At 53.5% G+C, this 12395-nt stretch carries 10 protein-coding genes and 1 tRNA gene; 10 read left to right on the top strand and 1 reads right to left on the bottom strand.

Annotated elements, in window-relative coordinates; translation table 11 throughout:
- Positions 1-76: transfer RNA gene (locus TU92_RS16835), tRNA-Gly, on the top strand.
- 313 nt (positions 77-389) lie between these two features.
- On the opposite strand, the gene queG is transcribed toward TU92_RS16835, so the two are convergent.
- Positions 390-1547 carry a tRNA epoxyqueuosine(34) reductase QueG gene (queG, locus tag TU92_RS16830; RefSeq protein WP_112168340.1) on the bottom strand — a complete coding sequence of 386 codons (1158 nt, stop codon included), beginning with the start codon at positions 1545-1547 and terminating at the stop codon, positions 390-392.
- Between queG and nnr the strand changes: the two genes are divergently transcribed.
- From nnr to hflC, 9 genes are all read left to right on the top strand, one after another.
- Positions 1546-3060, top strand: a complete 1515-nt coding sequence (nnr, locus tag TU92_RS16825; protein ID WP_112168339.1) for a bifunctional ADP-dependent NAD(P)H-hydrate dehydratase/NAD(P)H-hydrate epimerase — start codon at positions 1546-1548, stop codon at positions 3058-3060. The genes queG and nnr overlap by 2 nt on opposite strands.
- Positions 3061-3070: 10 nt before the next feature.
- A complete protein-coding gene (gene tsaE, locus TU92_RS16820; protein WP_112168338.1) occupies positions 3071-3538 on the top strand; it encodes a tRNA (adenosine(37)-N6)-threonylcarbamoyltransferase complex ATPase subunit type 1 TsaE in 468 nt (155 codons plus the stop codon).
- Between the two features lie 7 nt (positions 3539-3545).
- Positions 3546-5327 (top strand): N-acetylmuramoyl-L-alanine amidase AmiB, encoded by a 1782-nt coding sequence (amiB, locus tag TU92_RS16815; protein WP_112168337.1) that lies wholly within the window; start codon positions 3546-3548, stop codon positions 5325-5327.
- Positions 5328-5363: 36 nt separating this feature from the next.
- Entirely contained in the window at positions 5364-7283 is a 1920-nt protein-coding gene (mutL, locus tag TU92_RS16810; protein WP_112168336.1) for a DNA mismatch repair endonuclease MutL, read from the top strand.
- A complete protein-coding gene (gene miaA / locus TU92_RS16805; RefSeq protein ID WP_112168335.1) occupies positions 7276-8217 on the top strand; it encodes a tRNA (adenosine(37)-N6)-dimethylallyltransferase MiaA in 942 nt (313 codons plus the stop codon). The genes mutL and miaA overlap by 8 nt, the downstream gene beginning before the upstream one ends.
- Before the next feature lie 114 nt (positions 8218-8331).
- Positions 8332-8643: an RNA chaperone Hfq gene (hfq, locus tag TU92_RS16800; protein ID WP_056782484.1), complete on the top strand. Its 312-nt coding sequence runs from the start codon at positions 8332-8334 to the stop codon at positions 8641-8643.
- A 98-nt stretch (positions 8644-8741) separates the two neighbouring features.
- The gene (gene hflX / locus TU92_RS16795) at positions 8742-10046 is read left to right on the top strand and encodes a ribosome rescue GTPase HflX (RefSeq protein ID WP_112168334.1); all 1305 of its coding nucleotides are present in this window, start codon (positions 8742-8744) and stop codon (positions 10044-10046) included.
- A gap of 33 nt (positions 10047-10079) precedes the next feature.
- Complete coding sequence (hflK, locus tag TU92_RS16790; RefSeq protein ID WP_112168333.1) at positions 10080-11372, top strand: FtsH protease activity modulator HflK; 1293 nt, start codon at positions 10080-10082, stop codon at positions 11370-11372.
- A 2-nt stretch (positions 11373-11374) separates the two neighbouring features.
- Positions 11375-12373 carry a protease modulator HflC gene (hflC, locus tag TU92_RS16785; RefSeq protein ID WP_112168332.1) on the top strand — a complete coding sequence of 333 codons (999 nt, stop codon included), beginning with the start codon at positions 11375-11377 and terminating at the stop codon, positions 12371-12373.
- Positions 12374-12395: the final 22 nt, after the last annotated feature.

Raw genomic sequence — 12395 nt, 5'->3', positions numbered from 1 at the left:
GCGGGAATAGCTCAGTTGGTAGAGCACGACCTTGCCAAGGTCGGGGTCGCGAGTTCGAGTCTCGTTTCCCGCTCCAATTTTCTTCTTCAATACAAAATCATTTCTTATCGCCAAACTCATGCGCAATCCGTGCGTGATACATCCGATCCTTACACGATTTGTAGTATTGTTTTAAACAGACTTATCCACAGGTTTAGCTGTTTTTTTAAACTGTCTGTTTTTTGCACTCCCTCTATTGCCAATTTATAATTACTTGTTTTAAAACATAATATATTTATAGCGAAACGTTATGGTGATCACTTGCTTCTTTTTTTGCACTTGATTGGCAAAGCATTTTTATTTTTATGCACAGAAAATATGGCATTGCGAATTAACTTCTATGGGAATTGTCATGCATCTCGCGGCAACCCTTTTTCGACTGCGCGGATCAGCCGTTTCTGCTGCGAAGTTTGCACTTCCACACGATGTTCACTTCTTCTTTCAGTCTGTTGGCAAATTGCCCATTCGATATGCTCATCCAATAGCGCATTTTCGCCTGTCCGTGATTGCAACGCCGTCAGCACCTCTTCCGAGTAGGGCGCATTGCCCAATGCCACCGAAATATTCCGCAGCCAGCGCAAATGGCCGATGCGACGGATAGGGGAGCCTTCGGTAATGCGCAAAAACTTCTCTTCCGTCCAGCCAAACAAAGCAATCAGCTCCGGAGCATGCAGCGCGGCGCGTGGGCTGAAATCCTCTTCGTCCGTTAGTTGTGAATAACGGTTCCACGGGCAAATCAGCTGGCAGTCGTCGCAGCCGTAAATCCGGTTCCCCATCATCGGGCGGAATTCTTCCGGGATCGCGCCTTCCAGCTCAATGGTCAGATAAGAAATGCAGCGGCGGGCATCGACAGTATAAGGCGCGACAATCGCGCCGGTCGGGCAGGTGGTCATACAGGCGACGCACTTGCCGCACTTTTCTTCCTGTGGCGCATCGACCGGTAGCGGTAAATCAATCAGCAGTTCACCCAGAAAGAACCAGGAGCCGGATTCACGGTTAAGAATAAGTGAGTGTTTACCAACCCAGCCCAGCCCGGCTTTGGCTGCCAGAGGACGTTCCATGATGGGAGCTGAATCGACAAACGGGCGGAACGTCACCGCATGGTCAGATTGTTGTTCGGTGCAGTAAGCCTGAATCATGTCACCCAGCTTTTTCAGACGCTGGCGAAGCACTTTGTGATAGTCGCGCCCCAGTGCATAACGGCTGACGTAACCGAGTTGCGGGTTGTTCAGGGTTTTGGCAAAGGCGGCTTTGGCGGGCAAATAGTTCATTCTGACGCTGATCACTCGCAACGTACCGGGCAGCAACTCATGAGGACGCGCACGCAACATGCCGTGGCGCGCCATCCATTCCATCTCGCCATGATATTGTTTATCAAGCCAGTCCTGCAGTTTAGGTTCTTCTGCAGATAAGTCTGTATCGCAGATGCCAACCTGCTGGAAGCCTAGCGATTGGCCCCATTGCTTGATATGTTGAGCCAGTTGAACGAGATCGAGAGGGAGTGTCATGACGAACCAACGTGAAAAACGAAACGAGGCGAGTTTACCACATTCCGTATTTTCTGCTGAATGGCTGCGTAAGGTTGAAGGTCAGGCCGCGCAGGAAACAGGGATTTCTCTGTTCACGCTGATGCAGCGCGCAGCTGAGGCAGCTTTTTCGCTGACGCAGCGCACATATCCTGACGCCCGCCACTGGTTGGTTTTGTGCGGCCACGGTAACAATGGCGGAGATGGCTACGAGGTGGCGCGACTGGCAAAAAATGCGGGTCTGCGTGTGACGCTGCTGGCTGTCGAAAACGACAAAGCTCTTCCTGAGGAAGCGCAACAGGCACGTCAAGGCTGGCTGGCGTGCGGCGGTAGGGTCGGCTCTTCAAATGCGCAATGGCCAGAAGATGCTGATGTGATTATCGACGGACTGCTGGGCACCGGGTTATCGTGCGCCCCGCACGCGCCGTACACTACTCTGATCGACGCCATGAATGCCGCCTCCGCGCCGGTCGTTTCTCTGGATATTCCCTCCGGGCTTAACGCACAAACCGGGCAGGCTGCCGGCAGGGCAGTTCATGCCAATCACACCATCAGCTTTATCGCACTCAAACCGGGTTTACTGACCGGGCAGTCGCGCGATTACGTCGGCAGTCTGCATTATGCTGCGCTTGGGCTGGATAGCTGGCTTAGAGGCCATACGGCATTGTTGCAGCGTCTGGATGCCACCCAGATTGGCCAGTGGCTGTCTCCGCGTCGTCCTTGTTCCAACAAAGGCGAGCATGGGCGGTTAGTGGTTATCGGCGGTGATGTCGGCTTTGCCGGGGCTATCCGTATGGCGTCGGAAGCCGCATTGCGCACCGGTGCCGGATTAGTGCGAGTACTCACTCACAAACAACACGCCGGGCCATTACTCACCGCCAGACCTGAGTTGATGGTGCAGGAGTTAACGGCAGAATCTCTTAATGAGGCGCTGGAATGGGCGGATGTTATTGTCATCGGCCCCGGCTTAGGCCAGAAAACCTGGGGCAAACAGGCGCTGGAACGCGTAGCGAAATGTGATAAACCGGCCTTATGGGACGCGGATGCACTGAACCTGCTGGCAATCGCACCTGAGAAACGGCAAAATCGCGTACTGACACCGCACCCCGGCGAGGCAGCACGTCTGCTCGGTTGTACCGTGAAGGACATTGAGAGTGACCGCTTACTTTCTGTCAGGAAACTCGTTGACCAGTATGGCGGCGTGGTGGTGCTCAAAGGCGCAGGCACGTTAATCGCCGGCGAACAGGGCGAGCTGGCGGTAGCGGACGTTGGAAATGCCGGTATGGCATCAGGCGGCATGGGCGACGTGCTTTCTGGTATTATTGGCGGCTTGCTCGCTCAAAAACTGAATGTGTATGATGCGGCCTGCGCGGGAACAGTGATTCACGGCGCCGCTGCAGACGAAATCGCCCGGCGGCAGGGAACGCGCGGTATGCTGGCGACCGATCTTTTAGCGGTGATTGCTCCGTTAGTTAATCCAGACCTGAAGAAATAGATATCACTGAATGAATCAACTTACTCTCTCATTACCCGACGAAGCGGCAACGCTGCAACTAGGTGCTTCACTGGCGAAAGCCTGCGAAGGCTCAACGGTTATCCATCTGTATGGCGATCTGGGAGCCGGTAAAACAACCTTTAGCCGGGGATTTCTTCAGGCATTAGGGCATCAGGGCAACGTAAAAAGCCCGACGTACACACTGGTAGAACCCTATCAGCTGGACAGTATTGCGGTGTATCACTTTGATTTATATCGCCTGGCTGACCCTGAAGAGCTCGAGTTTATGGGCATCCGCGATTATTTCGCCCAGGACGCCATTTGTCTGGTCGAGTGGCCACAAAAAGGTGAGGGCGTTTTGCCTGAACCAGACATCGAGCTGACGCTGGATTATCAGCCTCAGGGACGTACGGCGACCCTTGTCGCGGTTTCTGAATCTGGCATGAATTTGTTGCATCGTGTTCAACAGCAAGGATGATTACGCGATGAACTCACGTATCACTTCTCTTTTTTCTTCGGCGGCGATGTTCATATCGACGCTGATGCTCTGTGCCGTGCTTGTACCTGCTTGCGCCTTTGCGGCGGGCATGAAAAATATCAATGTGTCCAACGGTGCATCGCAATCGACCGTCACCATTACCTTCGACGGTTCGCCAGATTATTCTTTTTTCCCGCTGCATAACCCTGAACGGGTAGTAATGGACATCCGTCAGGACGGCGTGATGAAAGGCCTGCCGCTGACCTTCAACGGGCAGAATCTGGTGACGCGCGTACGGGCGAGTACGCCGCCGAATGCGCAAAGCCAGCGTCTGGTTTTTGAACTTAAACAGAAGGTCAGAACCAACGCGACCAAACAGAAAGACGGCAGCCAGTACACCGTGGTGCTGACCATGAATGCCGCCGCCGCCGCTCCGCGCAATACGGCGCCAGTTTCCACTGTGACGAATACGCCGTCGCCAAATGCCAACAGAACGCCGGCGGTGTCGACGAAATCCAATCCGTTTACGAATGACAAGACCACCGTTGCCTCGACGGCCATCGCGCCAGACAACTCGCGTTCTTCCACTATTTCCACCAGCGACAGCAAAATCATTGTTGCCATTGATGCCGGACACGGCGGGCAGGATCCGGGTGCTATCGGCGCGGGCGGCCTGAAAGAGAAAAACGTCACTATCGCGATTGCCCGTAAATTGCAGGCGATCCTCAACGCGGATCCGATGTTCCAGCCGGTACTCACCCGCGATGGCGATTACTTTATTTCGGTGATGGGTCGCTCCGACGTCGCACGCAAGAAAAACGCCAATGTACTGGTGTCGATTCATGCGGATGCCGCACCAAGCCGCAGCGCGCGCGGGGCGTCGGTATGGGTGCTGTCGAACCGTCGTGCGAACAGTGAAATGGGTAACTGGCTGGAACAGCACGAGAAACAGTCTGAATTGCTCGGCGGTGCAGGCGATGTACTGGCCAATACCGCCTCTGACCCTTATCTCAGTCAGGCGGTATTAGACTTGCAATTCGGCCATTCGCAGCGTGTGGGTTATGACGTGGCGACCCGTGTATTGCGCGAACTGCGCAGCGTAGGCTCACTGCACAAAGCGAAACCCGAGCACGCCAGTCTGGGCGTATTACGCTCACCAGATATTCCTTCCCTGCTGGTGGAAACCGGCTTTATCAGTAACGGAACCGAGGAGCGGCTGCTTGGCAGCAGTGCGTACCAGGATAAAATTGCGCGAGCCATTCACATTGGCCTGCGTAATTATTTCCAGTCGCATCCGATACAAAACGGCCCAAAGGTCGAAAACCGTCCGCTGCTGGCCTCATCAGCAGCGGCGGGAGACAGTAGCCCGGCAGGCAACACTGCCGTAAATCAGCCTGGCCCGATTGAAGTGACCGCCGGTGCTGCGGGCGCCACGCAGATCCATAAAGTGACGCGGGGCGAAACGCTGACGGGGATTGCCAACAGTTACGGTACGACCAACGCGGCGTTGCGCGATCTCAATAAACTGAAAAAAGACGGCGTTTGGGTCGGGCAGAGATTGAAAGTGCCAGCGGGCACCCGCACATCAGCTGCAACGGGGGCGTCGGCTTCAACGGCGAAAGTCTCGAAAGCGGCGAAAAAGCCGTCGAAGCATAAGGTTCAGCGCGGCGATACGCTGTCAGCGATTGCCAGCAAATATGGCGTCAGCATGACGGACATTAAAACCGCCAACCACATGAAGTCCGGCGAGGTGCAGCTCGGCCAAACCCTGACTATTCCACAGTCGTAAAGGCGGTCTGACCGACCATCTTCCACAGGAGCCGCTATGCCGATCAAGGTACTGCCCCCGCAGCTGGCTAACCAGATTGCCGCGGGTGAAGTTGTCGAAAGGCCGGCTTCCGTGGTGAAAGAGCTGGTGGAAAACAGCCTCGATGCAGGCGCAACCCGTATTGATATTGATATCGATCGCGGGGGCGCCAAACTTATCCGCATACGTGATAACGGCTGCGGCATAGGTAAAGACGATTTAGCGCTGGCGCTGGCGCGTCACGCCACCAGCAAAATTACCTGTCTGGACGATCTGGAAGCCATTCTGAGCCTCGGATTTCGCGGCGAAGCGCTGGCGAGTATCAGTTCGGTGTCCCGCCTGATGCTGACCTCGCGCACGGCAGATCAAAGCGAAGCCTGGCAGGCCTACGCCGAAGGACGCGATATGGCGGTGACGGTGAAACCGGCTGCGCATCCGCAGGGTTCCACCGTCGAAGTGTTGGATCTGTTTTACAACACACCTGCTCGTCGCAAATTCATGCGCACTGAGAAAACTGAATTTACCCATATTGATGAAGTCGTCCGCCGTATTGCGCTGGCGCGTTTCGACGTTTCCGTCAATCTGAGTCACAACGGCAAGCTGATCCGCCAGTACCGTGCGGTAAAAGATCCCTCCCAGTCCTCCCGCCGTCTGGCGAGCATTTGCAGCCCGACATTTGTCGAGCACGCGCTGGAGGTTGAATGGACGCACGGTGATTTGGGCATCCGCGGCTGGGTCGCCGATCCTGCCGGATCGCGAAGCCTGACAGACATGCAATATTGCTATGTGAATAACCGCATGATGAAAGATCGCCTGATTAATCACGCGATCCGCCAGGCGTATCAGGATCAGCTTAAAGACGATCAGCAACCGGCATACGTGCTGTATCTGGATGTCGATCCGCATCAGGTGGATGTTAACGTGCATCCGGCGAAGCATGAAGTGCGGTTCCATCAGTCGCGGCTGGTACACGATTTTATCTATCAGGCAGTGATGTCGGTGTTGCAACAGGCGGGAAATCCGGTTCTGGCAGAACCGCAGGCGGAAGAAGAGACACCGCGATGGCAACCGGAAAATCGTCCGGCAGCGGGCGGCAATCATTTTTCGCAACCGGCAGAAAAATCAACGCACTCTCAGCGTGATAAACCGGCTTCGCGTGAAAACGTCTTCCCGGCAACGTCACGGGCCAGCTATCCTCGTGAGCCCGCGACGCAGAGCAATGAACCCGCTTACAATCGCGCGGAAGGCAATGTCTATCAGCGTTTATTACAACCCTCTTCCGAAACATTTTCCCTTCAGGAACCCACGCCTGCTGTGGCACAGGCCGCTAAGCCTGTGGCATCACCGGCCCGTACACTCACTGAACCGGCGCTGGAATCGCACAGCCAGAGTTTCGGACGCGTGCTGACGGTGTGCGCTGCGGAATATGCGCTGCTTGAACGCGGCAAACAGCTGGTGATGCTTTCGCTGCCGGTCGCCGACCGCTGGCTGAAATGGGCGCAGCTGACGCCGCCGGAAGAAGGATTGCGTCCGCAGCCGTTATTGATCCCGCTGAAGCTGACGGTCACCAAAGACGAGATAGCGGTGCTGGCGAAAAATCAGCAGTTATTACAGCATTTTGGTTTAGAAATGCTCAGCGAGTCACAGCGTGTGACGGTCCGCGCAGTACCTTTACCATTACGCCAACAAAATTTACAAAAGTTGATACCTGACCTGTTAGATTACCTTGCTGTTCAGCAGGAGGTGACTTCTGATGCGGTAGCCATGTGGTTTGCCCGCCACTGTGGGTGCGAGCACGAGGTCTGGACAATTTCCCAGGCTATACAATTACTCACGGATGTTGAGCGTCTATGCCCGCAGTTGGTGAAATCGCCCCCGTCCGGACTTCTGCAACCTCTTGATTTACAGCCCGCGCTGGCGGCTTTTAAGCATGACTGATTCTGAAAAACATTCCGCTCCCCCGGCAATCTTTATTATGGGGCCGACCGCATCCGGTAAAACTGCGCTGGCGATGTCGCTGATGAAGCATCTCCCCGTTGAACTGATCAGTGTGGACTCCGCACTCATCTACCGCGGGATGGATATCGGCACCGCCAAGCCCACGGCGCAGGAGCTGGCGGAAGCCCCGCATCGTCTGATTGATATCCTTGACCCGACTCAGGCTTACTCGGCGGCCGATTTTCGTGCCGACGCGTTGCGCGAAATGGCAGAAATAACCTCACGCAATAAGATCCCGTTATTGGTGGGTGGGACTATGCTTTATTTCAAGGCGTTGCTTGAAGGATTATCACCGTTGCCTCAGGCTGATGCCACCGTGCGTGAACGCATCGAAAAGCAGGCGGCAGAGCAGGGCTGGAGCGCGTTACATGATCAATTACGCGAGATTGATCCGGTCGCCGCGAATCGAATTCATCCGAATGATCCGCAGAGACTGTCCAGAGCACTGGAAGTTTTTTATATTTCGGGTAAAACTTTAACGGAACTGACTAAAATTTCGGGTGAAACGCTGCCTTACCGCGTTCACCAGTTTGCAATTGCACCCACCCGCCGTGAAGTAATACATCAGCGGATTGAGGAACGTTTTAGTCAGATGTTGTCCAATGGTTTTGAAGACGAAGTCAGAACGCTGTTAGCTCGGGGCGATTTGCATACGGATTTGCCTTCCATTCGCTGTGTCGGCTACCGCCAGATGTGGTCATATTTATCTGGTGAATTCGATTACGATGAAATGGTTTATCGTGGTGTTTGCGCGACACGACAGCTGGCCAAACGCCAGATGACCTGGTTACGAGGTTGGGAGGAGGTTGAATGGCTGGATTCAGAGAAGCCGGACGAGGCCTTAAGCCGTGTAATTCAGGTTGTTAGTGCATAGGTTGGGTGATTGTGTACAATTGATGAGTACTCAACGCGCGAATTTTTTATGTGATTTATTTTCGAGCCGATAGGCTCAAAGTTACAAACAACAAACTAATAAGGAAAAGATAGAATGGCTAAGGGGCAATCTTTGCAAGATCCGTTCCTGAACGCATTGCGTCGCGAACGTGTTCCGGTTTCTATTTACTTGGTGAATGGTATTAAGCTGCAAGGCCAAATTGAGTCTTTTGACCAGTTTGTCATTCTGTTAAAAAACACGGTTAGCCAGATGGTGTATAAACACGCTATCTCCACCGTAGTGCCGTCCCGCCCGGTGTCACATCATAGCAATAATCCAGGTACGGGCAGCACCAATAACTATCATCAAGGCAGTACTCCGTCTGCGCAGCAACAGCCGCAGCAGGAAAACGATGACGCTGAATAAAGCGCAACGTTGGTCAACCACGAAGGGGTTCATAAGTATTTCCACTCTGCTTATGCACCCCCGGCTGTCGAATTTAATCCAAATGAGAGGTCGCAAGCTTGTTTGACCGTTATGAAGGCGGCGAACAGGCCGTTCTGGTTCATATTTATTTCTCGAGAGACAAAGACACGGAAGACCTGAGCGAATTCGAATCGCTGGTTTCTTCTGCCGGTGTAGAGGCGCTGCAAGTCGTCACCGGGAGCCGCAAGGCACCGCACCCTAAATACTTTGTCGGCGAAGGAAAAGCCCAGGAAATTGCAGACGCAGTCAAAGCAACGGGCGCTTCTGTCATCCTATTTGATCACTCGCTTTCTCCTGCCCAGGAACGAAACCTGGAAGCATTATGCGAATGTCGCGTTGTCGATCGCACCGGGTTAATTTTAGATATCTTTGCCCAGCGGGCACGAACACACGAAGGTAAGCTACAAGTAGAATTGGCGCAGTTACGCCACATCGCTACCCGACTGGTTCGCGGCTGGACACACCTTGAACGTCAGGGTGGCGGCATCGGTGCACGTGGGCCGGGTGAAACCCAGCTCGAGACTGACCGCCGCTTACTGCGCGACAGAATTACCCTGATCCTCAGCCGTCTTGAAAAAGTGGCTAAGCAGCGTGAAACAGGTCGTCGTTCGCGCGTACGTGCGGATATTCCAACGGTGTCTTTGGTGGGTTATACCAACGCCGGGAAATCCACACTTTTTAACCGTATCACTCAGGCCGATGTTTACGTGGCCAATCAGTTGTTTGCTACGCTGGATCCTACGCTGCGACGCATTATGGTTGCGGATGTCGGGGAGACGGTTTTGGCGGACACCGTAGGGTTTATTCGTCACCTGCCCCATGATTTAGTTGCCGCTTTTAAAGCAACATTGCAGGAAACCCAACAGGCATCTCTGTTATTACATGTTATTGATGCAGCGGATATCCGGGTTGAAGAAAATATCGACGCGGTAAATACGGTGCTGGCAGAGATCGAAGCAGATGAAATACCTGCGCTGTTAGTGATGAACAAAATAGATATGCTGGATGATTTTGTTCCGCGTATCGATCGCAACGAGGAGAACTTGCCGATCAGGGTCTGGCTTTCAGCCGTGACCGGTGAAGGTATTCCGTTGCTCTTTCAGGCATTAACGGAGCGACTCTCTGGCGAAATCGCGCAGCATGAATTGTGTTTGCCGCCGGAAGCAGGCCGCCTTCGTAGCCGTTTTTACCAGCTTCAGGCGATAGAAAAAGAATGGATTGAAGAGGATGGTAGTATTGGTCTGATGGTGCGAATGCCCATTATTGACTGGCACCGCCTCTGCAAACAAGAGCAGGAACTGGCCAGCTATGTCCGCAACCAGAGTCTGTCTGATTTGTCCTGAAGAACACCAATCATAGAATAATGGAGCTATAACATGGCGTGGAATCAGCCCGGTAATAACGGACAGGACCGCGACCCCTGGGGCAGCAGCAATAATAATAGCGGCAACTCTGGTGGAAATTCTGGTGGAAATAATGACAACAAAGGCGGCCGCAATCAGGGGCCACCTGACCTGGATGATATCTTCCGTAAACTCAGCAAAAAACTGGGCGGTTTCGGTGGAAAAGGTTCAGGCAACAACAATAACAACAACGGTACGCCATCAGGTTCCGGTCACGGAATGAGTGGCAGCCGGATGGCGGGCATCGCGGTTGCCGCGGTGGTGGTTATCTGGGCTGCGACGGGTTTCTATACCATTAAAGAAGCCGAACGTGGCGTGGTCACCCGTTTTGGTAAGTTCAGCCATCTGGTTGAGCCGGGCCTGAACTGGAAACCGACCTTCATCGATCAGGTACGCGCAGTGAACGTAGAATCGGTACGTGAGCTGGCCGCATCGGGTGTGATGTTGACCTCTGATGAGAACGTGGTGCGTGTTGAGATGAACGTACAGTACCGCGTAACCGATCCTGAGGCCTATTTGTTCAGCGTCGCCAACCCTGACGACAGCCTGAGCCAGGCGACTGACAGCGCATTACGTGGCGTTATCGGCAAATACACGATGGATAAAATCCTGACTGAAGGCCGTACCACCGTGCGTAGCGATACCCAACGTGTACTGGAAGAAACGATTCGTCCGTACAAAATGGGTATCACCATTCAGGACGTTAACTTCCAAACCGCACGTCCGCCTGAAGAAGTAAAAGCCTCCTTCGATAACGCGATCGCTGCCCGTGAAAGGGAACAACAGTCGATCCGTGAAGCAGAAGCCTACGCTAACCAAATCCAGCCTCTGGCCAATGGTGAAGCTCAGCGCCTGCTTGAAGATGCTAAAGCTTACAAAGATCGTACCGTGCTGGAAGCGCAGGGTGAAGTCGCCCGCTTCTCTAAACTGTTGCCTGAATATAAAGCCGCGCCGGAAATTACCCGCGAGCGTCTGTATATCGAGACAATGGAAAAAGTCCTCAGTCACACCCGTAAAGTTCTGGTGAGTGACAAAGGGAACAACCTGATGGTGTTACCTCTGGATCAAATGCTGCGTGGCAACAATGCTGCGGCCAGCGATACCAAAAGTGATGAAACAGGTTTGTTGCCTTCCGTTCCGGGTTTAACTGGCAATAATGGCAAAAGCAGTGCCGATAGCAGCAGTTCCCGTTCGTCTGGCAGTGTCATGGATCAGCGTCGTGTGAATGCACAACGTGACGATACACTTCGCGTAGGGAGAGAATAACAATGCGTAAGTCGATTTTACTTATCGTCGTTGTGGTGCTGGTGGCGCTTTATGCCTCACTGTTTGTCGTTCAGGAAGGTCAGCGCGGTATCGTGCTACGTTTCGGCAAAGTTCTGCGCGACAGCGATAACAAACCTCTGGTGTATGCGCCGGGCCTGCATTTTAAAGTTCCTTTCGTGGAATCCATTAAAATGCTCGACGCACGTATTCAGACCATGGACAACCAGGCCGACCGTTTCGTGACCAGCGAGAAGAAAGACTTAATCGTCGATTCTTACTTGAAATGGCGTATCAGCGATTTTAGCCGTTACTATCTGGCAACGGGCGGCGGTGACGTCTCTCAGGCAGAGATTCTGCTTAAACGTAAATTCAGTGACCGTCTGCGTTCTGAAATTGGTCGCCTGGATGTGAAAGACATCGTGACCGATTCGCGTGGCCGTCTGACGCTGGATGTCCGTGATGCGCTCAATACCGGTAGCGTAGGTGATGAGCCTGAAGCCACCACCGAAGCGGATGATGCGATTGCCTCTGCAGCCAAACGTGTTGAGCAGGAAACTAAAGGCAAACAGCCTGCGGTTAACCCGAACAGCATGGCAGCGCTGGGTATCGAAGTTGTCGATGTACGTCTGAAACAAATCAACTTGCCGGAAGAAGTGTCCAGTGCGATTTACGATCGTATGCGCGCTGAGCGTAATGCGGTTGCATTGCGTCACATTTCTCAGGGTAAAGAAGAGGCGACCAAGATTCAGGCTGCAGCGGATTACGAAAGAACCCGAACTGTTGCTGAAGCAGAACGTACTGCACGTATCACCCGCGGTGAAGGTGATGCCGAAGCGGCGAAACTGTTTGCTGATGCATTCAACCAGGATCCTGACTTCTACGCATTCATTCGTAGCCTGCGTGCTTACGAGGCCAGCTTCAAGAGCGGTAACGACGTCATGGTGTTAAGCCCTGACAGCGATTTCTTCCGCTTCATGAAGTCACCTGAAAAAAATAAATAATTGCTTCTGCAATTTCCAAAAG

Source organism: Rahnella inusitata (assembly GCF_003263515.1).
Taxonomy (GTDB): domain Bacteria; phylum Pseudomonadota; class Gammaproteobacteria; order Enterobacterales; family Enterobacteriaceae; genus Rahnella; species Rahnella inusitata.
This window is presented reverse-complemented; position numbering and strand designations above follow the sequence as displayed.

Bases quoted from the DNA above. Each gene is read 5' to 3' on its own strand.
- nnr (WP_112168339.1), top strand. From the start codon at position 1,546: ATGACGAACCAACGTGAAAAACGAAACGAGGCGAGTTTACCACATTCC.
- queG (WP_112168340.1), bottom strand. From the start codon at position 1,547: ATGACACTCCCTCTCGATCTCGTTCAACTGGCTCAACATATCAAGCAA.
- tsaE (WP_112168338.1), top strand. From the start codon at position 3,071: ATGAATCAACTTACTCTCTCATTACCCGACGAAGCGGCAACGCTGCAA.
- amiB (WP_112168337.1), top strand. From the start codon at position 3,546: ATGAACTCACGTATCACTTCTCTTTTTTCTTCGGCGGCGATGTTCATA.
- mutL (WP_112168336.1), top strand. From the start codon at position 5,364: ATGCCGATCAAGGTACTGCCCCCGCAGCTGGCTAACCAGATTGCCGCG.
- miaA (WP_112168335.1), top strand. From the start codon at position 7,276: ATGACTGATTCTGAAAAACATTCCGCTCCCCCGGCAATCTTTATTATG.
- hfq (WP_056782484.1), top strand. From the start codon at position 8,332: ATGGCTAAGGGGCAATCTTTGCAAGATCCGTTCCTGAACGCATTGCGT.
- hflK (WP_112168333.1), top strand. From the start codon at position 10,080: ATGGCGTGGAATCAGCCCGGTAATAACGGACAGGACCGCGACCCCTGG.
- hflC (WP_112168332.1), top strand. From the start codon at position 11,375: ATGCGTAAGTCGATTTTACTTATCGTCGTTGTGGTGCTGGTGGCGCTT.